Source organism: Nocardia nova NBRC 15556, from assembly GCF_001613005.1.
GTDB classification, from domain to species: Bacteria; Actinomycetota; Actinomycetes; order Mycobacteriales; family Mycobacteriaceae; genus Nocardia; species Nocardia nova.
Map to the genome: position 1 here is coordinate 1 of NZ_BDBN01000014.1, position 21478 is coordinate 21478.

At 67.6% G+C, this 21478-nt stretch carries 21 protein-coding genes and 1 tRNA gene; 17 read left to right on the top strand and 5 right to left on the bottom strand.

Translation table 11 applies throughout. From position 1 onward, the window contains the following. Positions 1–1124 (top strand): purine-cytosine permease family protein (locus NN2_RS06710; RefSeq protein ID WP_063011375.1); only part of this gene is annotated, 1124 nt, incomplete at its 5' end. A gap of 43 nt (positions 1125–1167) precedes the next feature. Here the strand turns inward: NN2_RS06710 and dcd are convergent. Beyond that, positions 1168–1767, bottom strand: a complete 600-nt coding sequence (dcd, locus tag NN2_RS06715; protein ID WP_030514292.1) for a dCTP deaminase — start codon at positions 1765–1767, stop codon at positions 1168–1170. A 155-nt stretch (positions 1768–1922) separates the two neighbouring features. Here dcd and NN2_RS06720 point away from each other — a divergent pair, with 155 nt between their 5' ends. The 6 genes from NN2_RS06720 (at position 1923) to NN2_RS06745 (ending at position 8333) form a co-directional block, all read left to right on the top strand. Next, entirely contained in the window at positions 1923–2594 is a 672-nt protein-coding gene (locus tag NN2_RS06720; RefSeq protein ID WP_063011377.1) for a fasciclin domain-containing protein, read from the top strand. A gap of 165 nt (positions 2595–2759) precedes the next feature. Further along, on the top strand, positions 2760–3407 hold the full coding sequence (sigK, locus tag NN2_RS06725; RefSeq protein ID WP_063011379.1) for an ECF RNA polymerase sigma factor SigK: 648 nt from the start codon (positions 2760–2762) through the stop codon (positions 3405–3407). Beyond that, entirely contained in the window at positions 3400–4137 is a 738-nt protein-coding gene (locus NN2_RS06730; RefSeq protein WP_063011381.1) for an anti-sigma factor, read from the top strand. Before sigK ends, NN2_RS06730 begins: the two co-directional genes overlap by 8 nt. A gap of 66 nt (positions 4138–4203) precedes the next feature. Continuing rightward, complete coding sequence (locus tag NN2_RS06735) at positions 4204–5811, top strand: molybdopterin-dependent oxidoreductase (RefSeq protein WP_063011383.1); 1608 nt, start codon at positions 4204–4206, stop codon at positions 5809–5811. Between the two features lie 94 nt (positions 5812–5905). Beyond that, positions 5906–7366, top strand: a complete 1461-nt coding sequence (locus NN2_RS06740; protein WP_156511242.1) for an NAD-dependent succinate-semialdehyde dehydrogenase — start codon at positions 5906–5908, stop codon at positions 7364–7366. Positions 7367–7388: 22 nt separating this feature from the next. After that, on the top strand, positions 7389–8333 hold the full coding sequence (locus NN2_RS06745) for a zinc-binding dehydrogenase (RefSeq protein WP_063011440.1): 945 nt from the start codon (positions 7389–7391) through the stop codon (positions 8331–8333). A 9-nt stretch (positions 8334–8342) separates the two neighbouring features. Here the strand turns inward: NN2_RS06745 and NN2_RS06750 are convergent, their stop codons facing one another. Continuing rightward, positions 8343–9221: a TIGR03854 family LLM class F420-dependent oxidoreductase gene (locus tag NN2_RS06750; RefSeq protein WP_063011442.1), complete on the bottom strand. Its 879-nt coding sequence runs from the start codon at positions 9219–9221 to the stop codon at positions 8343–8345. A gap of 121 nt (positions 9222–9342) precedes the next feature. On the opposite strand from NN2_RS06750, the gene NN2_RS06755 reads away from it, so the two are divergent. Further along, positions 9343–10596, top strand: coding sequence for a hypothetical protein (locus tag NN2_RS06755; protein ID WP_425437606.1), 1254 nt, complete (start codon positions 9343–9345; stop codon positions 10594–10596). Between the two features lie 8 nt (positions 10597–10604). Here the strand turns inward: NN2_RS06755 and NN2_RS06760 are convergent, their stop codons facing one another. Beyond that, entirely contained in the window at positions 10605–11057 is a 453-nt protein-coding gene (locus NN2_RS06760; protein WP_030514283.1) for a DUF6325 family protein, read from the bottom strand. Positions 11058–11401: 344 nt separating this feature from the next. Here NN2_RS06760 and NN2_RS06765 point away from each other — a divergent pair, with 344 nt between their 5' ends. The 9 genes from NN2_RS06765 to NN2_RS06805 all read left to right on the top strand — a co-directional run bounded on the left by NN2_RS06765 (position 11402) and on the right by NN2_RS06805 (position 20068). Next, positions 11402–11926 (top strand): cysteine dioxygenase, encoded by a 525-nt coding sequence (locus NN2_RS06765; RefSeq protein ID WP_063011444.1) that lies wholly within the window; start codon positions 11402–11404, stop codon positions 11924–11926. A gap of 44 nt (positions 11927–11970) precedes the next feature. Next, positions 11971–12363 (top strand): rhodanese-like domain-containing protein, encoded by a 393-nt coding sequence (locus NN2_RS06770; protein WP_063011387.1) that lies wholly within the window; start codon positions 11971–11973, stop codon positions 12361–12363. Between the two features lie 196 nt (positions 12364–12559). After that, entirely contained in the window at positions 12560–13624 is a 1065-nt protein-coding gene (locus NN2_RS06775; RefSeq protein WP_063011389.1) for a hypothetical protein, read from the top strand. 614 nt (positions 13625–14238) lie between these two features. After that, the gene (qhpG, locus tag NN2_RS06780) at positions 14239–15735 is read left to right on the top strand and encodes a flavin-dependent monooxygenase QhpG (RefSeq protein WP_063011391.1); all 1497 of its coding nucleotides are present in this window, start codon (positions 14239–14241) and stop codon (positions 15733–15735) included. 49 nt (positions 15736–15784) lie between these two features. After that, entirely contained in the window at positions 15785–16405 is a 621-nt protein-coding gene (locus tag NN2_RS06785) for a hypothetical protein (RefSeq protein ID WP_030514278.1), read from the top strand. Further along, positions 16406–17677 (top strand): cation:proton antiporter, encoded by a 1272-nt coding sequence (locus tag NN2_RS06790; protein WP_063011393.1) that lies wholly within the window; start codon positions 16406–16408, stop codon positions 17675–17677. A gap of 187 nt (positions 17678–17864) precedes the next feature. After that, a complete protein-coding gene (locus NN2_RS06795) occupies positions 17865–19148 on the top strand; it encodes a cytochrome P450 family protein (protein WP_082856779.1) in 1284 nt (427 codons plus the stop codon). Positions 19149–19294: 146 nt separating this feature from the next. After that, positions 19295–19365, top strand: a tRNA-Gly gene (locus NN2_RS06800). A gap of 403 nt (positions 19366–19768) precedes the next feature. After that, a complete protein-coding gene (locus NN2_RS06805) occupies positions 19769–20068 on the top strand; it encodes a hypothetical protein (RefSeq protein ID WP_030514272.1) in 300 nt (99 codons plus the stop codon). Between the two features lie 64 nt (positions 20069–20132). Here NN2_RS06805 and NN2_RS06810 read toward each other — a convergent pair whose 3' ends face one another. Together NN2_RS06810 and NN2_RS06815 are read right to left on the bottom strand one after the other, a co-directional pair. Next, positions 20133–20912, bottom strand: coding sequence for an enoyl-CoA hydratase-related protein (locus NN2_RS06810; RefSeq protein WP_063011395.1), 780 nt, complete (start codon positions 20910–20912; stop codon positions 20133–20135). A gap of 75 nt (positions 20913–20987) precedes the next feature. After that, positions 20988–21320, bottom strand: a complete 333-nt coding sequence (locus tag NN2_RS06815; RefSeq protein WP_030514270.1) for a hypothetical protein — start codon at positions 21318–21320, stop codon at positions 20988–20990. Positions 21321–21478 lie beyond the last annotated feature (158 nt).

Below are 21478 nucleotides of genomic sequence, written 5' to 3' on the forward strand. Positions count from 1 at the left end.
CGACGCCGCTGTGGCTGTTGCTGATGGTGTTGCCGTTCGCGTTTCTGCTGATCCGCCACCCTGATTCGATCGATTCGTTCTTCGCCTACGGCGGTAAGGACGGTGCGGGAGTGAGCCTTTCCGGTGCGCTGCTGGCCGCCGGCGTCTGTCTCTCACTGATCGCCCAGATCGCCGAGCAGATCGATTATCTGCGGTTCATGCCGCCGAAAACCCCGGAGAACGCGCGCAGATGGTGGGGCTGGATGCTGCTGGCGGGGCCGGGCTGGGTGATCTTCGGTGCCGTCAAACAGGTCGTCGGCCTGTTCCTCGCGGTCTATCTGATCGCGAATCTGCCGGGGGCGCAGGACATCGCGAATCAGCCGGTGCATCAGTTCCTGGAAATCTACCGCGATATGGTTCCGTCCTGGCTGGCGATGACGCTCGCGGTGGTGCTGGTGGTCATCTCACAGATCAAAATCAATGTGACCAACGCGTATTCGGGTTCGCTGGCGTGGACCAACTCGTTCACCCGCGTGACGAAGACCTATCCGGGCCGGCTGGTATTCCTCGGCGTGAACCTGGCGATCGCGCTGATCCTGATGGAAGCCAATATGTTCGACTTCCTCAACGACATCCTCGGCTTCTACGCCAACTGCGGTATCGCCTGGATCGTCACCGTCGCAACGGATATCGCGGTCAACAAGTATCTGCTGAAGCTCTCGCCGAAACAGCCCGAATTCCGGCGCGGCATGCTCTACAACTTCAACCCCGTCGGCCTGGTCGGTTTCGGACTGTCGGCGGTGCTGTCGATCATGACATTCTTCGGTGTGTTCGGCGCGGCGTTGAAACCGTATTCGCCGATCGTCGCCGTCGTGATCGCCTTCGTCGCCACCCCGCTCACCGCCGTCCTCACCAAGGGCAAGTACTACCTGCGCCGGGGCGACGACGGAATCGAGCTGGACATGTTCGACGAACACGGCAACCCCTCGGGTGAAACCCTCACCTGCCACGTCACCGGAATGGACTTCGAACGCCCCGACATGATCGCCTCCGCGGTTCCGGGGCCGGAGGGCGAAATCCGATACATCAGCTCACTGGCGCTGTCGACGGACAAGTCGGGCGCGCACGTGCTGCCGCCGGGCTGACCTACCTCGGGTCGGCGACATGCGCGGCGGCCGGTTCGGAATATCAGGACTCCGCGGGCTGCGGAATCGAATCCTGCGGCAGGGGGAAATTCATATACGCCCGCGAGGGCGTGGGCCCGCGCTGACCCTGATATTTCGAGCCGGCCGCCGCGCTGCCGTACGGATGTTCCGAGGGACTGCTCAGGCGGAACAGGCACAGCTGGCCGATCTTCATCCCCGGCCACAGCGTGATCGGCAGATTCGCCACATTCGACAACTCCAGCGTGATGTGCCCGCTGAAACCCGGATCGATGAATCCCGCCGTGGAATGGGTGAGCAGCCCGAGCCGCCCCAGGCTCGATTTACCCTCCAGGCGTCCGGCCAGATCATCGGGCAGGGTGCAGACCTCGAGCGTGGAGCCGAGGACGAATTCACCCGGATGCAGGACGAACGGCTCGCCTTGATCGGGTTCGACCAGAGTGGTCAGCTCGTCCTGGCGTTGCGCGGGATCGATATGGGTGTAGCGGGTGTTGTTGAACACCCGGAACATTCGATCCAGACGCACATCGATACTCGACGGCTGAACCAATTTCTCGTCGAACGGTTCCAGCCCGAGCCGCCCGGCGGCCAGCTCGGCACGAATGTCGCGATCGGAAAGCAGCACGGCGGTCAGCCTAGTAACCCGTGTTCGCGGGCTCGCAGCCGCACAGCGAGCCGGGACGAAATTCGTCCCATCCGCCGGACCGGTCGACGCGAACTCCTTGTCGCCAACGACGAGATATGCGACCGCCGGGTCGTCCGAGAGAAAGCGATGAACCGATGAGAAGTATGAAGCGCGCCGTTGTCACCGCAGCGCTGGTTTCGACCACGGCCCTGCTGGGAGTGTCGGCCTGTTCTTCCGACGACAACTCCGGTTCGGGATCGACGCCGACCACGATGAACGGTAACGCGACGACCAGCCCCATGATGTCGCCGAGCGGTTCGGCCGCCGATGCCATGGCCGGCCTGGTCGGCCCCGGCTGCAAGGCCTACGCCGAGCAGGTGCCCACGGGCCCGGGGTCGGTCGAGGGGATGGCACAGGATCCGGTGGCGACCGCCGCCTCACACAATCCGATGCTGACCACGCTCACCGCGGCGGTGTCCGGAAAGCTGAATCCTCAGGTCAACCTGGTCGACACCCTGAACGGCGGCCAGTTCACCGTGTTCGCGCCCACCGACGACGCGTTCGCGAAACTGCCGCCGGCCACGGTCGACAGCCTGAAGACCGACAGCGCCACCCTCACCAAGATCCTCACCTACCACGTGGTGCCGGGGCAGATCGCGCCCGACGCCATCGCGGGTGAGCACAAGACGGTCGAGGGCGGCATGGTGAACGTGACCCGATCCGGCGACACGATCAAGGTCAACGACGCGTCGGTCGTCTGCGGAGGTGTGAAGACCGCCAATGCGACGGTCTATCTGATCGATACCGTCCTGATGCCGCCCGCCTGAGTTGTCACGACTGCCGTTCGCGCTGGTCGGAGAACGTCCTGGTCGGAGAATGTATCGGCGCGGTTCGGTCGATGTAGCGCACCCGGGCGAAAACGTTCCGAAATCCGCACCCATCCGGCACGCTGGTCATGTCGAACCTCTTCCCATGTATGCAGGGACGCGCTCATGACCGGCGATCCGGAGTTCACCTCGATCCGCCTGGCAGACACCTCCGACACCCCGTCGTGTCCGCCGGGTGGAGGCGAGCGAGCGGAAACACAACGTGAGCTCGCCACCCTGCTCGCGGCCGCCGCCACCGGAAACCGCGAGGCGTTCACGCGCTTCTATCGGGCGACCAGCGCGAGGGTGTTCGGTCTGGCCCTGCGCATCCTGCGCAATCACACCGCCGCCGAGGAGGTCACGCAGGAGGTGTACCTGCAGGCCTGGACGGCCGCCGAACGCTACGACCCCGCGCTGGCCAGCCCGATCGGCTGGCTGATGATGCTCACCCATCGGCGTGCCGTGGACCGCGTGCGCCTCGAGGAATCGGCGACGGTGCGCGATCGTGTCTACGGCCACGCCCACCTCGGGCGCGACCACGACACGGTCGCCGAGACGGTCGGTCAGCGACTGGAGGAGCAGGCGGTGCTGCACTGCCTGGACACTCTCACCGCGACCCAGCGGGAGGCGATCGCGCTGGCCTACTACAGCGGACGCACCTATCGAGAAGTCGCCGAACATCTCGATGCGCCACTGCCCACCGTCAAGAGCCGTATCCGGGATGCGCTGAAACGGCTTCAGACCTGCCTCTCGGGGGTGGCCGCCCATGCCTGACACATCCGACCACGAGTTGCTCGACCTGGCCTACCCCTACGCACTGGACGCGGTCGGTGATTCCGAGCGCGACGAGATCGAACAGCGCGTCGCCGATGCCGGACCGGACACGAGCCAGGCCTTCTCGGTGGTGGTTCGCGCGGTCCGCGAGACGATGGGTGCTTTGTCGGTGCTCGATGCGCAGGAGCCCGCGCCGGAATTGGAAGCGCGCATACTCGCCGCACTCGACCGGGCGCGGCCCACCGATCCGTCCGCTGCGGTTCCGCTCACCCGACCGTCCAGGAGGCCTCGGCTACGGTGGCTGGCCGCGGCGGCCGCGGTAGTGGTGGCGGCCGGAATCGGCGGCGGTATCGTCGCCCAGCAATACGCCGGGCAGACCGCGAATCCCCCGATGGCGGAACAGATCATGCGGCAACCGGATGCACACACCGCGAGCGCGCCGCTCAGTACCGGCGGTGTGGTGACGGTGCACGCGTCCACCGAAATGGGTGCGGCCACAGTGGCTTTCGACAGCGTGCCGCCGGCGCCGCAGGGCCATGTGTACCAGCTGTGGGTGGTACCGCCGACCGGTGCGCCACGCTCGGAAGGGGTGATGGACCGCATGCCGAGTGCGTCCGCGCCGATGGTGGCCACTTATTCCGGCGGCGACGCACTGGCCATCACCGTCGAACCCGCGGGCGGCTCCCCGGCCCCGACCACGGCCCCGATCGCCTCCATGTCGATGAGCTGACGATCGGCGCCGTCCGCGCGGACCGGCGTCACGAATTCCTCATCCCACCTGGGAATCGAGGAGATCATGATCGATACGGGTACGCGCGAGCCCACCGCGCACCGCGGCACGCTCGGATTCGCCGCCGCCGCGCTCGCCGGAATACTGGCCGGTGCGGCGGTGCTGGGCATCGGCGAACTCGTGGGTGCGATCCTGGATCCACGCTCCTCGCCGTTCTTCGCCGCCGGGGCGACGGTCGTCGATCACACGCCGCAGCAACTGCGCGAGGAGGCGATCCGGCGGTTCGGCAGTCACGACAAGGACGTGCTGTTCGCCGCCATGGGCGCGGCGATGGTGGTGCTTGCCGCACTGTGCGGTGTGCTCGAACGTCGCCGTCGCATCGGCAGTGCGGTATTCGCCGTTCTGGGTGTCGCGATCATCGCTGCGGCACTGCATCGCCCGAATGCGCAGTGGTGGTTCGCGATTCCGACCGCGGCGGGTGTGGCGGCGGGGCTGATCGTCTTACGGCTACTGCTCCCACACGGCGGCCGACACGACGAGTTGCGGGGCCGCGAAGGGGCTCGGGACCGCGTCCCGGACCACGGCGATATCCCGAGTGCCACTCGATTGGCCCGGCGGCGTTTTCTGGCGATGGCGGCCGGGGCCGGCGCGATCGCGGTCGGTGCCGCGGCGGCAGGACGATTCGTGGCGCAACGGCTGCGGGACGTGGCCGCGGACCGGGCGCGATTCATCGTGCCCGGAACAGTTTCGGAGGCCGCGCCGATCACCCCGGCCATGACCCGCTCGGTGCCGGGACTTACCGCATTCGTCACGCCCGGCGCCGACTTCTACCGGGTCGACACCGCGCTGCAGGTGCCGGCCGTCAGCAGTACCGAGTGGAGCCTGCGCATCCACGGAATGGTCGACCGCACAGTGGAATTCACGATGGACGAGTTGCGTCGGCGCCCCGCGATCGCGCGCATGATCACGCTGACCTGTGTGTCCAACGAAGTGGGTGGCGATCTCGCGGGCAATGCGGTGTGGACCGGCTACCGGCTGGCCGATCTGCTACACGAGGCGGGTGTGCGTCCGGATGCCGATATGGTGCTGTCCCGCAGCGCCGACGGATTCACCGCCGGGACGCCGATCCAGGCGATGACCGACGGGCGCGACGCCCTGCTCGCCGTCGGCATGAACGGCGCGCCGCTGCCGCTCGAACACGGCTACCCGGCGCGGCTCGTGGTTCCCGGCCTCTACGGCTACGTCTCCGCCACCAAATGGGTGGTCGACCTCGAAGTGACCAGATTCGATCGCGCACAGGCGTATTGGACGACCCGGGGGTGGGCGGACCGGGCTCCGATCAAGACCGCGTCCCGGATCGATGTCCCCGCCGCCTTCGCCACCCTGTCCGCCGGCCCGGTCACAGTCGCCGGAGTCGCCTGGGCTCAGCATCGCGGTATCGCGTCGGTGGAGGTGCGGGTCGACGACGGCCCCTGGCTCGCCGCCGACCTGACCACCGAATACTCCCCCGACACCTGGCGCCAATGGACCTACCGCTGGCAGGCCACCCCGGGCACCCACACCCTGCACGTCCGCGCCACCGACACCACCGGAACCACCCAGCCCGCACAGCGCCGCCCCCCGATGCCGGACGGCGCGACGGGGTGGCATTCCCGGACGGTCGGTGTGCGGTGAGATGTTTCGTGCGCCGTGGGCGGGTAGCCACCCTGTGACACCGACCGACCGACACCGACCGAGTCGGATTCCGTCGTACGAGGAGTGGTGACCGATGACATCGACCAACATCCAGCCGATGAGCGCCTCGGGTCCCGACGCCGAACCGTTCGAGACGGTCGACGCCTATACCGGCGAAACCCTCGCCGAACTGCCCTATCTGGCGACCGAACAACTCGATGCCCTGCTCGAACGTGCGGACGACGCCTATCGGTCATGGCGTGCCACGCCGGTCGAGCAGCGTGCGCGGGTGGTGTCCGCCGCAGCCGATCTGATGCGCGAACGCAAGGACGACCTCGCCCGGCTCATCACCCGCGAAATGGGCAAACGCATCTCCGAGAGCGAGTTCGAAGTCGACCTCGCGGCGAGCATCCTGCAGTACTACGGCGAGAACGGCCCGCGCATTCTGGAGCCCACCGCGCTGCCGGTCGAGGAGGGTGAAGCTCAGGTCGTCAACGCACCACTGGGGGTGCTGCTCGGCATCGAGCCGTGGAACTTCCCGCTCTATCAGGTGGTGCGGTTCGCGGCGCCGAATCTGGTGCTGGGCAACACGATTCTGCTCAAGCACGCCAAGATCTGCGCGCTCACCGCGCTCGAACTGCAGAAGATCTTCACCGACGCCGGCGCGCCCGAAGGGGTGTACACCAACGTCTTCCTGCGGATCTCGGACGTCGAGCACGTCCTGGCGCACCCCGCTGTCCAGGGCGTATCCCTCACCGGCAGCGACGCCGCCGGTGCGTCGGTGGCCGAGATCGCCGGGCGGCACGTGAAGAAATGCGTGCTGGAACTCGGCGGCAGCGACCCCTTCATCGTGCTCGACGCCGACGATCTGGACGACACGATCGATGCGGCGACCACCGGGCGGCTGGCGAACACCGGTCAAAGTTGTGTCGCCGCAAAACGTTTCATCGTCCCGGACGAACTGTGCGACCGCTTCGTGGCCGGTCTGGCCGAGCGGTTCGGCGCACTGCGCCCCGGCGACCCGTCGGATCCGGAGACCACACTCGGGCCGCTCTCCTCCCCGAAGGCCGCCGACGACCTGCTGGAACAGGTTCGAGATGCCCGCGAGAAGGGCGCCACGGTGGTCACCGGTGGCGGCCGCCCCGACGTACCCGCACCGGGACGCCGCGACGCATTCGTCGACGCGACGGTGCTGACCGATGTCACCCCCGAGATGCGGGCCTATTCCGAGGAGCTGTTCGGGCCGGTCGCGGTGGTGTACCGCGTCGGCGACGAACGCGAGGCGATCGAGTTGGCGAACACCTCGAAGTTCGGACTCGGCGCCACGGTGTACAGCAGCGACCCGGACCGCGCGCGAGCGGTGGCCGAGCAGATCGACAGCGGCATGGTGTGGATCAACCACCCGACCTCCTCGCAGGCCGATCTGCCCTTCGGCGGGGTGAAGCAGTCCGGTTTCGGTCGCGAACTGTCCGAACTCGGCATGTTCGGTTTCGCCAATCGCAAGCTGATTCGCTCGCTGCCCCGCAAGACCGCATCCGCCGGTGTCGCGGGCTGACCGTTCGAAGGAGGAGATGCGCATGCGTGCAGCGGTGCTGCGGGAATTCGGTGGTCCGGAAGCACTCACGGTTCGAGACGTCGATACGCCACGTCCCGGCCCGGGTGAGGTGCTGGTGCGAGTCCGGGCGTCGAGCGCGAACCCGGTGGACGGAATCATCCGCCGGGGACTGGCGAATCCGAACCTGGCGCTGCCCGCCGTGATCGGCAGCGATGTCGCCGGAGAGGTGGAACAGGTCGGTGACGGTGTCACCGACGTGGCGGTCGGCGATGCCGTGTACTACACCTCGGAACTGGCCTCGGGTGGGGGCGCCTATGCCCAGTACCACGTGGCGGCCGCCTCGATCGTCGCGCCGAAACCCACGAGCCTGTCGTTCGCGGAGGCCGCCGCGATTCCGCTGGCCGGCGGAACCGCGTGGGAGGCGATCGTGCGCCGGCTCGCCGTGCGGCCGGGACAGACCGTGCTGGTACACGGTGGATCCGGCGGTGTCGGCACGTTCGCGGTGCAGTTCGCCCGCGCGGCCGGCGCCTCGGTGCTGGCCACCGCCGGGGCGGACCATCAGCAGCTGCTGCGGGATCTCGGCGCGACCCCGATCGACTACAAGAGCGAGGACTTCGTCGAGGTGGCCCGCACGCACACCGACGGCACCGGCGTCGACGCGGTGCTCGACACCGTAGGCGGTGAGAATGTCGGCCGGAGCTGCGCGGCCACTCGCGACGGCGGACGCATCGCCACCATCCTCGGACCGGAGGGCCGGCTCGACGATCTCTACCAGCGCAACCAGACGCTCTACGGCATCTTCCTCAGCCGCGAACGCCGCCGGCTCACCGAGATGACCCCGCTGTTCGAGCGCGGACTCGTCCATCCGCGGATCGCGAAGACCATGCCGCTCGACGACATCGTCGCGATCCACGAACGGCTGGACGAGGGGCACAACGCGGGCAAGCTCGTCATCGACGTGCCCTGATACCCCGCCTCAGTTCTGCCGCGGCAGCAGTTCGGTGACGAACCGGTCCACGAATTCCGCCGATATCGCGCCGTCGGCCGGCACCACGACGAATTTGCTCAGACCGGCCGCGAGGTACCCGTCCACCAGCCGGTGCAGGTCCGCCCAGCTCCCGGCGATCACGTCGTTCGGATCGGCACCCGCTCGCTGCGCGCCGATCCGTGCCGCCAGCTGGGCGGGGATGCCGTTCTCCGCGAGCAACAGCGTGATGCCGAAGTGATCGGCTTCGATCTCCCGGCCCGCCGCGGCGGCCGCCGCGTTGATCGCCGACACCCCGGCCGCCGCCTCGGCCGGGGTCACGAAACTCCCGAGCCAGCCGTCGCCGTATCGGCCGATGCGGCGGAAGGCGCCCGCTACGCGACCACCGAGCCAGATGTCGAGCGGGCGAGCCGGCCGCTTGCCCACCGTCGCCCCGCGAACGGTGAAGTAGTCGCCGTCGAAATCGACATCGTCGGCGCGCAGCACCGCCCGCAGCAGGCGCAGCGATTCGTCGAAGACCGCGCCGCGCGGTCCCGGCACCGGAAACAGGTCCTGTTCGCCGGGCCCCGCGGGTCGCAGTCCGAATACCGGCAGCACCCGCTTCGGAGCCAAGGCCGCCAAGGACGCCAGCTGCTTGGCGACCAGCACGGGATGGCGCCCCGGCAGAATCGCGACCGAGGTGCCGACTTTCAGACGGCTGGTGCGGGCCAGCGCGAACGCCATCCCCACCGTCGGATCCACGGCCGGTGCGAAGACCAGTTCGGAGAACCACAGCGAATCGACCCGCGCGGCCTCGAGCCGATCCACCAGCGCCGCCAGACCTGCCGGATCGGCCGCCGAACCCGTACCCACCCCGAACCGGATCTTCACCTCGCCATTGCTCACAAGCCTGCACAACAGCCGCGTCGGGATCGATATTTCGGCCGAGTCCGGCGCCTTCACCCGCGGCGGGTGATCCGGTTGTGCCCTGCGCGACGGCACAGTCGGTCGGATGAGGACTTCGTCGCGGTCGCGCTGTGCCCGCATGCTGGGCGTGCTCCTCGCGGTATGGGCCGGGGTCTGGTCGGCGCCGTCGGCCGGTGCTCAGGCCGCGCCCGATTCACCGCTGTGCGCCTGGCGGTTCATGTCGAACAGCACGGTGCTCAATGTGGCGTTCCCGGATGCCAACGCCACCTACTGGGTGCTGCCGTATGCGCTCGGTCCGGGCGACTCCATCGAATTGTCGGGCAGCTACCCCGCCGCGCGCTACTTCTCGCTCAATACCTACGGCACGAACTTCGATACCGTGGATACGTTGCGGGACAACCAGATTGCCCCCGATCCGGGCAGTGCCAATCCGTTCGCCGCACCGACGGCAGCGCCGGAAACGCAGCGGCGCTGGCACGCTCGACTGGTCACCGGAGCAGCAGACCACGGCCGCAACGAAATTCGGGCGTTGCCCGCCGCGCAGAACGCGCCCATCGGATTCCTGATCATCCGGGTCTATGTGCCGACCGACCCGACTTCGGCCGGCGGTGGGGTACCACTGCCCGATGCGACGCTGACCGTCGCCGGCGCGACCGTCACCAGGCAACCGTGCAGCCGGGTCTTCGACCCCAGCGCCTATCCCGGCCCCCTCGCCCAGGCCGCAACCGCCGGATTCGACCAGGTCATCGCCGGGGCGGCGGCGGGCGCGTTCCCGGGCAACGTGCCCGAGGCCACGTTCGTGAATCCGGCGAGCACCTCGGGGCTGTTCCCGAACGGCGACAACAAATACCTCGGGGCGGGACTCACCTATCAGCCGGGCCGCCTGGTCGTGGTGCGCGGTAAGGCGCCGAATTTTCCGGATTCGCGAGCCGGACAGCCTCCGACCGACCCGGCTCAGCAGGTCCGATATTGGTCGATGTGCCAGAACGACCTGGTGACGCCCTATCCGGTCGTGGCCTGCGCGGCCGACTTCCAGACCCGGCTCGACGCCGACGGCTACTACACCTACGTCGTCGCGGCGCCGGAAGACCTACCGGCACAGATGGATTCGAGTGTCACCGTGCTGCCCTGGGGCAGCACGCAGGTGGCGAAGAAGGTTCTCTTCCTGCGGAACATGCTGCCGAGCGAGAGCTTCTACCCGCAGTCGATCCAGGCTTCGCAGGATCGCGGCGGCGATCCGGCCACCACGATGGGCCCCTATTACCCGGTGGCCACCTACTGCACCACCGCCGTATTCGCCGCCACGGGAGCGGCCGGATGCTTCGGAGCGGGCCGCTGAATCGCCGGTCAGTTCTTGTCGTCGAGGCTGTCCAAGGTGGTCAGGATCGCCTCGACCGGGATGCGGCCGGCGGCGACGGTTTCGGCGCCGTTGCGCCGCAGAGCCACCGACAGTGGTGCGGCCCAGGTGTTTTCGTAGATCAGAACGGCGGCCGAACGCCCGGGGTGCAGGGCGGCGCCCGCCTCCCGCAGATCACCGTCGTCGAGTACGCCCGTCGTCTCCTCGGCGAACAAGGCCACGCTCGCTTCGCACTCGAGCCCGATATCGGCGATATCGATGCCGGTCAGCGACCCGTCGCCCTCTTTCCGGAGGAACGCCAGATTCAGCACGCGGATGATGCCCCGGCCGACCAGATCGCGCAGCACCGGCAGGGCCGAACCGTCCGGGGGGCGGCCCGCGGGGAACTCGATGACGAGATAGTCGATCGGACCCATCTCATCGATACCGGCAGCACTGGTCATCCGAGCACCTCATCCCTGGCCGGATCACCGGCGTGATTCGGCGAGACAGCAGCTGACGCCACGCGGTAAACGACGAGCACATCGGCCACCGGCGTGACACCTAATGATTCGAAGCCGGGCCGCTCGCGGATAAACCGGAATCTATTCCTGCACGCAAGCCGGTCGGACACGGTGTCTCATCCACGTCCCGAATCGCAAGTCCGCCCGGTGAATCCGCCGGGCGGACGCCGCCCGTTCACCCGGCTCGGCGACACCGCGGAATTTCGCTCACGGTGAGTCTGGATGGTGGCAAACCGCGTGTGGCGGCGAAGAATTCGCGTGACCGTAGTGTGGAAGGGGTAGTGGTGACGACGTCCGTGCCTGTGCGACTCGAGCACGCCGAAGACATACATCCGGGCGTCGACGTGCCGCTGCTCCGCGACGCCGTGGTGGCCGAGCGCATGCTGTGGACACCGGCCGAACTACACGAGCTCACCGCGGTGGTGGCGAGCGAACTGGCGACACCGCTGCTGGATATCGTGCGGTTCGACACCTCGCGGCGCTGGTGGACCCGGCTCGCGCTGACGATGGGCGTGGAACTGTGGCTGCTGTCGTGGGCGCCCGGGCAGGGCACCGAACCGCACGACCACGGGGGCGCGTCGGGGTCGTTCACCGTCTCGATCGGCGAACTGGACGAGGACTACCGCTACCCCACCGGCCCGGTACGCTCGGCCGGGCGCCGCGCCGGCGACACGATCGCGTTCGGGCCCGAACGCGCCCACCAGCTGCACAACCGCAGCGCCCGGCCGGCCACCACGGTGCACGCCTACTCGCCACCGCTGCGACCGGTCCGCGAATACCGGTCGCTGCGGGATTTCACCGGTGTGTGACCATGCCGGTAGCCCCCATCGCCCGATCGCCGAGGAGTGACGGTATGAGCGCCGAGGATCTGCTCACACAGGCACGCGCCGGATTGAACCGCGTCGAGCCCGTCACCGCCGCGCACCGGTTGGCCGAGGGCGCGCTCGTGGTCGATATCCGCCCGCACGCCGACCGCCTCGCCGAGGGCGAGATACCCGGCGCGGTCGTCGTCGAACGGATCGTGCTCGAATGGCGGCTCGACCCCGGCGGTTCGCATCGGCTCCCGGATCTGACGCCCGACACCGAGGTGATCATCGTCTGCAACGAGGGCTACGCCTCCAGCCTGGCCGCCGCCGACGCACAGCGTCTCGGACTGGCTCGCGCCACCGATCTGGTCGGCGGGTTCCGGGCGTGGAAGGCGGCCGGCCTGCCCGTGGCTCCCGGCGGCACCCCCGCCGTTCCGTAGCACCACCGACCGCCCCCCGCCTCGCCCGCACGGTTGCCACGACAACCACACGTCCGCAGCACCGCGTCTACCTCCCGGTTCCCGGAATTCTTTCACCTGCAAACGATCTGGCTGAGAATGTAGAGGGGCAAACGGAATTACGAGGAGTGCGATGACCAGGTGTGCGCATTATGTCGGAAGTGTTCCAGCCGAGTTGATGACCGGGGATGCTGCGGTGCTGCAGTGGTTCGCCGACCGCAGTGCGGGCCATCCCGTGACCGGACTGCCGTGTGACCTGGATCCGGACTGGATCCTCGACTACCTCCGCCGGCGCAGAGAGCACGAGGACGTCTTCGATGTCGTCCGCACCGGCGATTACTCCGACTACAGCGATTTCCCGAGCTACGGCCTCCGACCGGGGGCGAAGCTGGAACCGCGGCACGTGGCGATGGACCGGCTCGACCGCATCGGTGCCGTGGTAGCCGCCTTCGACGAGGTGCGTGCCGCGCGGCCCGAGCTGGACGGGACGAGATTGCAACTGAGCCAACCCAATCCGCTGGATCTTGCGATGTTCGTCTTCGCCGGTGCGGCGGTGTCGAACGGCTTCCCGCTCGGCCCGGCACTGCGCCGCTCCGATCTCATCGTGGCCGCGCTGCGGCATCTGCCGGTCTTCACCGAGGCCGCACTGCAAGAGATCGCGGAGGTGAACGCGCGCTACGGCGATCGCGTGGTCTGGCAGGTCGAATCACCGTTCGCGCTGCTGGGCATGGTCAAGGCCGACCAGCTGGGCGCGAAATGGGCGGCGGCGCCGCTGCTGGCCCGCCAGCTGGCCGGGGTACTCACCGGCATACACGAGATCGGGGCACAGGCCGTGGTCCACCTGTGCTACGGCGATTACCAGCACAAGGCGCTGCTCAGCCCGCGTTCGCTGGCGCCCGCGGTCACCCTTCTGAAGCACACCGCACGCCGGCTGCGCGCAGACGGCACTCCCCTTCCGGCAGTGCACATTCCGTGTGCGTTCGGTGCCGAACCCGCGCCCCAGGACGCCGCGTTCTACGCGCCCCTGCGCCGGCTGGACCCGGACTGGAACGTCATCGCGGGGGTGGTGTCACCGGATTCCGCCGAAGACAGCGCACACGCCCTGCGACTGTTCGAGCAGGCGGCCGGTCGTACCGCGTTCGGTGTCGCGACCGCGTGCGGTCTCGGCCGCTGCAGTGTTGCGGACGCCCAGCGGGCTGCCGAGACGACCGCGGCACTGACCGCGGAGACGACCACCGGATAGCGCCCACGGCACGAGTCGCGGTGCCTGCGTCAGGGCCCTGACGCCGGCACCGCGGCCTCGCGTGGACGCCCGTCGCATCGCCGGTGTGCCGCAATATCGTTCGGCCCCAAGGATTCTCCCGCACATGCCCGGCGACCAGGGCATACCCCGAAGGAGCCGTCGGAATCCGGCGGATGCCACGCGGGAACCGGACAAAGGCCTTACTCTGATTGAGTCGGTGGAAGTGGGGTGATGCCGGGCGTGACCAACCGGGACTGCGAACCCGCATCGGTCCGTCGTCACCGTGTCTATGGCTTTGCTCGCCGAAAACGGCACTCACGTAACGCAACGTCGCGTCCCCTGTCGTGACCCCAGCCGCGCATCACAGACAGCGGCATTTTCGTACCTATAGCAGCTATCTTCTAGCTACGCTCTGTCTGTATGAACTTGCGTCGAAACTTACTGTTTCCCTTGATGATTCAAGTACTACTGATAAACTGATTCCCCGTGCGCCGAGTTCGAGTTAACAAGCGGCTACGGAGGTTTCGGAGTTTGTCGTAGGGCATGCCATCCCGACTCGGTCCGGCAGCCGATCAGGCGCACCGTCCGTTCGTACGCAGTTCCAGGGAGTTGCTATGGGGAACAACGAAATTCCGCGCGTTCTGGTGGTAGGCGGCGGCCCGGCGGGGTCGACCGCAGCCGCACTGCTCGCACGGTCCGGAGTGCAGGTGACCCTCCTGGAGCGGGATACGTTCCCGCGCTATCACATCGGAGAATCACTGCTGGCCTCGTGCCTGTCCACGCTGCGGGTTTCCGGCGCCTACGACAGGGTCGCCGCGCACGGCTTCCAGATCAAACGCGGCGGCTACTTCCAATGGCAGAACGACACCTGGCTGCTGGACTGGTCCAAGCTCGTCGATGCCGAGGCATGGTCCTGGCAGGTCGACCGGGCCACCTTCGACGATCTCCTGCTGCGCAATGCCGCCGACCAGGGCGCGGAGGTCATCGAACAGGCGACCGTCAAGAACATCCTGTTCGACGGTGAGCGTCCGACCGCGGCGGAGTGGGTCAAGGCCGGCGACGACACCGTCCACACCGCCGAGTTCGATTTCCTCGTCGATGCCACCGGCCGAGACGGGTTGCTGGCCAAGCACTTCGGCATGCGTCGCCAACATCCGGCCTTCCGCAACGTGGCGATCTGGTCCTACTGGAAGGGCGCACACCTGCACCCGGACAGCCCGGAGGGCGCGATCAACGTGGTGTCGACCCAGGAGGGCGGCTGGTTCTGGAACATTCCGCTCGCCGACGGCCGTACCAGCGTCGGTTATGTGGTCTCGGCGCGGCTGGCCGCGGAAAAGCTGCGCGCGCACGATTCGCGCCAGTCGTACTACCTGGAGACCATCCGGGAGAGCAAGCCGATGTGCGAGATGCTCGAGGGCGCCGAGCAGATCGCCGACGTACGGGCCGAACAGGACTACTCCTACGTCGCCGACCGGTTCTGCGGACCCGGCTACGTCCTCGTCGGCGACGCGGCCTGCTTCCTGGATCCGTTGCTGTCCACCGGAGTTCACCTGGCGACCTATTCCGGGCTCGTGTCCGCGGCGGCGATCGCTACCACACTGCGCGGTGAGATGTCCGAAACCGATGCGCTGGCGTACTACGAGTACACCTACCGCCGCGGCTACACCCGGTTCCTCTCGCTGGTCTCACGGATGTACGAGCACTACATCGGCTCCGAGGAATACTTCGCGCACGCGCACAAGCTCACCGACGTCCACGACGGCGATTCGCCCGAGCAGTCGTTCACCCGGATCATGGCCGGCCTGACCGATGTCAGCGAGACCACGGGCGATCAGGACCGCACCGGCACCGAGGTCATCGTCGCCGAGGCGGAGCGTCTGCACACCGCCCCGGAGACCGACGGGGTCAACATCAAGTACATGGGCGGCCTGGATATGTCGCCGGTCTGGGACCACTGGCGCGATCCGCTGTCCGACACCACGATGGGCGAGATTCGCATCACCACGGAACCGGTGTTCGGCCTGACCACCCGCCCGCGCTCCGACGCCGAGCGCGAGGCTATGACTCTCCCGGTCCAACCGCCCCGCAAGGGTGCCGGCGCCGCTCTCTAGCGGTGACGTCACCAGGACTCCCGGTGCGAACCGAGACGTGGAGTCGACAGTGACCGTCACAGGATCCGTCCCAGGCCCGCTGAGCGAACCCACGCCCAGCGGGCCGGGTCCCCGGACGAACCCGGCCACGCAGATCGAGCGATTCCACCACCCCACGACCCGAACCCTGCTGTCGGGCACCGGCTTCACGACCACGGCGCTCGAACATATCCTCGAGACGACGCTGAGCGTGCACGTCCTGCGCCAGCAGCAGGTTCCGCCCCGAACACTGCCCACATTCATCGTCGACGAACTCCGGCTGCAGGATGCCGACGGCGCGCTGGTTCGGCGCTCCCGCCTGGTCACCCCCGCGCTGGCGACCGTCTCGCTCAATTACGTAGTGGCCGTGCCACAATCGGCTGCCGCCAGCGGCATCGACGATGTCCGGATGCCGATCGGCCACGGCTTGCTCACCCGCGGCCTACCCCAGCACCGCCGCCTGCTCTGGGCGGGCATCAGGCGGTGGCCGGACGGCCGGCCCAGTGCGTCCAGGGCGTACATCATGACGCTCGGCCGCCGCCCCGTGTGCTACATCCGCGAAGTCTTCCATCCCGCGGTCGTCCCGCCCGCACACACGACGGGTCCGCTGCCGGAACCGGCTCTGCCGGATGATGTTTTCGAGGAGAACTGAGTGCCTGCTCCCACCATCACGGTCCTACTCGACTTGGTTCTCATCATGGCGGCCGCGCACCTGCTCGGATGGCTGGCCGAAAAGATCGGGCAGCCACCGGTCATCGGTGAGATCGCCGCCGGGATCCTGGCCGGTCCCACCGTCATCGGACACCACCTGTCCGCCACCCTGTTTCCCGAAGCCGGACGCTCGTATCTGACGCTGCTCGCCAATATCGGTGTGGCAGTGTTCATGTTCGTCGCCGGACTGGAACTCGATCGGGAGATATTCCGCGGCGCCCGGCGCTCGATCCCCGCGGTTTCCGCGGCGGCCTACGCGATTCCCTTCGCACTGGGCAGCGCGGTCGCGATCACCGTCCTGGCACGTCACACCACCGGGAATCGGTTGCACTTCGCGCTGTTCGTCGGCTGCGCGATGGCCGTGACCGCTTTTCCGGTACTGGCCCGAATCCTGCACGACCGCAATCTCGTTCGCACCGAGATCGGACAGCTCAGTCTGGCCTGCGCGGCGCTGGTCGACGTCGTGGCGTGGTCGGTCCTCGCCGTCGTCCTCGCCCTCGCGCACCCCGGTGGTGTCCAGTGGCGGCTCGTTCTGCTCCTACCGCTGGTCGGTCTGCTGTGGTGGTTCATCCGACCGTTGCTGGCCCGGATCTCGGAATCCGGCACCCAGCAGACGATGATCGTGCTCGGCGTGGGTGGGGCGCTCGGGCTCGCCGCGATCACCGAATGGATCGGATTGCATCTGATCTTCGGCGCTTTCGCCTTCGGTGTCATATTCCCGCGCGAACGCCGCCGGACGGTCGAGGCCGGTGTGCGAATCCTGTGCATCCTGCTGATGCCCGGCTTCTTCGTGATCGCCGGGCTGGCCGTGGATCTCGGCTCGGTCGACGCGACATCGATCGGCGAACTGATCGCGGTCATCGGGGTCGCGGTGGTGGGCAAAGTCGGCAGCGTCTATCTCGCAGGGCGGTTGACCGGGATGCAGTCGCGAGCGGCCGCCGCGGTGGCAGCGCTGCTCAACACCCGAGGTCTGACCGAGCTGGTGATTCTGAACGTGGGCCTGACCACCGGACTCATCGGCACCCAGTTGTATTCACTGCTGGTGATAATGGCCCTGGTGACCACCGCGTCGACGGCGCCGATGCTCCGTCTGCTCGGCATATCTCGCGGCGACCGGCCGTCCCGTCCGCCGCACACACCGGACTCGGAGCGCGATCCGGACGCGGGCGCCGTGGCCGCGGCTGCGTCGCCCGATATGAGCGGAAAGCTCTGACCCACAAGCACATCCGATCGACTCCGGATGCGGGTGGCGGCACCCTACTCCCACGTTCGCAGACACCGTCGCCGCGTCGCTGCTATGTTGCTTGCGTGGGCGAACCGCCAGGCACCGTGAGCGCGACATGTGCCGCGCCCGCCGAGCTGTCGTCGAATTCCTGTTCCACCCGTCTGGAGTCCCGTCTTTGACCACACCACAGTCACCCCTTCCCGAGCCCTACATCACGGCGACCGGAATATGTCCCGTCCAGCACGGCTCGCCCTTCGATGCCGACGACGACCGATTCCCGATGTACACAGCCGAATTCGTCGCCGATCCACATGCCGCCTATCGAGAGATGCGACGGCAGTACCCCTCCCTCGTTCCCGTCGAGCTCGCCCCCGGTGTGCCTGCCACCCTGGTCATCGACTACGCCGTCGCGGTTCGCATCCTCAACGATCCGGACCACTTTCCCTCCGATCCGCGCACCTGGCAGAAAACCATTCCGCAGGATTCACCGGTGCGCCCGATGATGGAGTGGTATCCGGCAGCCCGGTACAACACCGGTGCGCCGCATGCCCGTTACCGCGCTCCGTCGGTCGCCGCGATCGACCACATCGACCTCCACAGCGTGCCCGCGATCGTGGAAAGGGTTGCCGTTCCGCTGGTCAACTCCTTCTGTGAGCAGGGATCCGCCGATCTCGTCATGCAGTACTCGTTCCCGCTGGTCCTCGAGGTCCTCAACCGGATGGTCGGCTGCCCGGCCGATATCGGGACCCGCGTCGCCAACGGCATGGCCGCCCGGTTCGACACCGTCAGAGGTCAACAGGGCATGGACATGCTCAAGGAAGCGCTGATGGAACTGATCGCGTTCCGGCGCGAGCAGCCGGGCGACGACGTCACCTCGCACCTGGCTCATCACCCGAACGGCCTCAACGACGTCGAGGTGTTCGCCCAGCTGATGTCCTTCTACGGCGCCGGCTTCGAGGCCCAGCGCAATCTCATCAACAACGCGCTGATGCTCATCCTCACCGATGAGCGATTCCGGTTCGGCGACATCCTCGGCCGCAACCTGTCCACCACCGACGCCCTCGACGAAATCCTGTTCAACGACCCGCCGATGGCCAACTTCTGCACCACCTATCCACGGCAGCCGATCATGATCGACGGTGTGTGGCTGCCCGCCGATCAGCCGGTCCTGATCAGCCTCGCGGCGTGCAACAACGATCCGAAGATCCGCGGCGAAGCCTCGAGCAGTATCGGCAACCGTTCGCATCTGGCCTGGAGCACCGGCCCGCACAGCTGCCCCGCCAAATCGGTGGCCTACCTGACGGTCCAGAACGCCATCGACCAACTCTTCGACGCGCTGCCGGAAATTCAGTTGGCCGTCCCGGCCGCACAACTGGAATGGCGGCCCGGCCCGTTCCACCGGGCCCTGACCTCGTTGCCGGTCGTCTTCCCCAAATCGCCGCCCCTGCCCGTGATGTAGCCACCCTCATCGCCCGGCTCGGGCGACCGCCGCGACGGTCGCCCGGTCGGGTGGCGACTCGCCCATTCGGGTCGGGTCGTTCTAGATGGGAAGTTGTGATCTCCGGGACGGGCTCTGCTATCTTCTCTGCAGTGCCTCACGCACCGGCCGGTGTAGTTTAGTGGTAGAACATCAGCTTCCCAAGCTGAGAGTGCGGGTTCGATTCCCGTCACCGGCTCTCTTTCTCTCTCCCCGCGATACCGTCCTTCGGCTGCGCGATACCGCCTGCGGGCTCACGAACGAAATCCTTTGTCGCCCATAAACATCGGTCACCGGCGAACAACCGGCGGCCGATGTCCCTCGTCCGGGGTCGTCAGCTGACGCCGAGGTTGATACCGAACGCCAACTCGATCCACCGCACGGCGGCGGTGAACGCCGGGTACCACCTACCGCGGAGACCGAAACGAAGGGTCCGTACCGGGTCGATTCCGGCGGAGAGGTTAGGCGGGGCGAATCGTGGCTACCCCTCCGGAGGTGCCGGGTGCCGTGGACGACTGCCGGCCGGGTTGATCGGCCGGTCCACGGCACGTGACTGTCGCACCGACCGTGACCTGTGACGACGGCGGAAGGAAACCGGACAGATGCTCATGCTCACGCCCACTGCCATCGAGGCCGTTCGCACCATCACCTCCGCGGACGGAATGCCCGACGATGCCGGATTGCGCATCTCCTCGAACGACGGCGCCGAGACGCTGCAGCTCGCAGTAGCCGCGGGGCCGTCGGAGCAGGACCAGGTGCTCAACGCGGAAGGCCCGCGCGTCTTCCTCGACGAGCAGGTCGTCGACTTCCTCGACGACAAGATCCTCGACACCGGGCTGGGCCCGGACGGGCAGGGCACCTTCGTGCTCGCCCAGCAGGACCCGAACACCGCGGGGCGCTAGGCCGACGCCGATTCGGCTTCCGCGGCCGAATCGGCGCCCTCCCCCGCCCGACTGCCGGACCGAGCTAGTCCGGCCAGATCGGCGTGCGCTTGTTCAGAAAGGCATCCATACCCTCGCGGGCGCCCGGCAGCTGGGATGCGGCGGCCATGACCTCGAGCGCGATCGCGTAGGCGTCGTCCTCCGGGCGGTCCAGCTGGGCGTACAGCGTGCGCTTGCCCAGCGCCTTACTGGCCCGGCTGCCCCGGGTCGCCCTGGTGAGCAGCTCGGCGACCGCCCGGTCGAGATCGGCGTCGGGGACGGCTCGGTTGATCAGCCCCCAGTCGGCGGCGGTGTGGGCATCGATCGGGTCGCCGGTGAGGGCGAGTTCCATCAGGCGTTTGCGGCCGATCGCCCTCGCCACGGGAACGGCCGGAGTGTGGCAGAACCAGCCGCCCTTGCCGCCCGGGAGGGCGAAGCCGGCCGATTCGGCGGCGACGGCCAGATCGCAGGAGGCGACCAGCTGGCATCCGGCTGCCGTGGCGAGGCCGTGAACGCGCGCGACAACGACCTGGGGCACGGATTCGATGGTCGACATGACCTCGGTGCACAAGGTCAGCAGATCGCGCACGCCGAGCAGGTCACGGGCGGCGACATCGGCGAAATCGTGCCCGGCGGAGAAGACGGGACCGTTCGCGGCCAGAACGATCCCGCTCGCATCGCTGCCGCCCGCCCAGCGAAACGCGGACAGCAGCTCCCCGAGATGATCGGCCGAAAGCGCATTGCGCCGGTCCGGCCTGTTCATGGTGATCCGAACGGTCTCACCGTTGCGCTCGACGAGCAGGTGCTGGTACTCCGCTGTAGCCATATCCCCACGGTAGATCGGTCCGGCCGCGGTGGGGGCCTGCGAACCGGTCGAGCGCCCGGTGAGCGTGCCGTGGATCTACTGCGGGGCCGCGACGCAGGTCGTGGCGATCTTCTGGGTCGCCGCACGCGCCTTGTCGGAGTCCTCCTTGCTCAGGCCACCCATCGAGCCGTCGGTCACCTGGGCATTGCTGCCGGGCTTGGTCATCTTGCGCAGGCCGTCCTGCGAAATGCCTTCGTCCACATAGAGTTTGGCGGCGCAATCGGCGAGTTTCGCATCCTTGAGGCCGCTGGACTGCAGAGATTTCGACAGGTCGGCCTGGGTGATGGTCGGCTCCGAATCCTTGTCGGAACCGCACGCACCCAGAAGCGGCAGGGCGATGCAGACGGCGGCGATCAGCGAAATCCTCAACTGTTCCTCAATTCTCAGGCGTATCAGCTATGGCGCGTTCCGGTGGAACCGGACACGAACCGCGCAGGTGATACTGCCGCATCAGGCGGCCGGACAACAGTCCGAGTCCTGCGAACACGGAGCGTTCACAACGGCGCCGCTCACCGATCCTTCGGCCG

Excerpts from the sequence above, each read along its gene's own strand:
- NN2_RS06730 (WP_063011381.1), top strand. The coding sequence starts at position 3,400 with ATGCCTGACACATCCGACCACGAGTTGCTCGACCTGGCCTACCCCTAC.
- NN2_RS06760 (WP_030514283.1), bottom strand. The coding sequence starts at position 11,057 with ATGACCAGTGCTGCCGGTATCGATGAGATGGGTCCGATCGACTATCTC.
- NN2_RS06740 (WP_156511242.1), top strand. The coding sequence starts at position 5,906 with ATGACATCGACCAACATCCAGCCGATGAGCGCCTCGGGTCCCGACGCC.
- qhpG (WP_063011391.1), top strand. The coding sequence starts at position 14,239 with ATGGGGAACAACGAAATTCCGCGCGTTCTGGTGGTAGGCGGCGGCCCG.
- NN2_RS06735 (WP_063011383.1), top strand. The coding sequence starts at position 4,204 with ATGATCGATACGGGTACGCGCGAGCCCACCGCGCACCGCGGCACGCTC.
- NN2_RS06770 (WP_063011387.1), top strand. The coding sequence starts at position 11,971 with ATGAGCGCCGAGGATCTGCTCACACAGGCACGCGCCGGATTGAACCGC.
- NN2_RS06745 (WP_063011440.1), top strand. The coding sequence starts at position 7,389 with ATGCGTGCAGCGGTGCTGCGGGAATTCGGTGGTCCGGAAGCACTCACG.
- NN2_RS06720 (WP_063011377.1), top strand. The coding sequence starts at position 1,923 with ATGAGAAGTATGAAGCGCGCCGTTGTCACCGCAGCGCTGGTTTCGACC.
- NN2_RS06775 (WP_063011389.1), top strand. The coding sequence starts at position 12,560 with ATGACCGGGGATGCTGCGGTGCTGCAGTGGTTCGCCGACCGCAGTGCG.
- NN2_RS06755 (WP_425437606.1), top strand. The coding sequence starts at position 9,343 with ATGAGGACTTCGTCGCGGTCGCGCTGTGCCCGCATGCTGGGCGTGCTC.
- NN2_RS06810 (WP_063011395.1), bottom strand. The coding sequence starts at position 20,912 with ATGGCTACAGCGGAGTACCAGCACCTGCTCGTCGAGCGCAACGGTGAG.
- sigK (WP_063011379.1), top strand. The coding sequence starts at position 2,760 with ATGACCGGCGATCCGGAGTTCACCTCGATCCGCCTGGCAGACACCTCC.
- NN2_RS06805 (WP_030514272.1), top strand. The coding sequence starts at position 19,769 with ATGCTCATGCTCACGCCCACTGCCATCGAGGCCGTTCGCACCATCACC.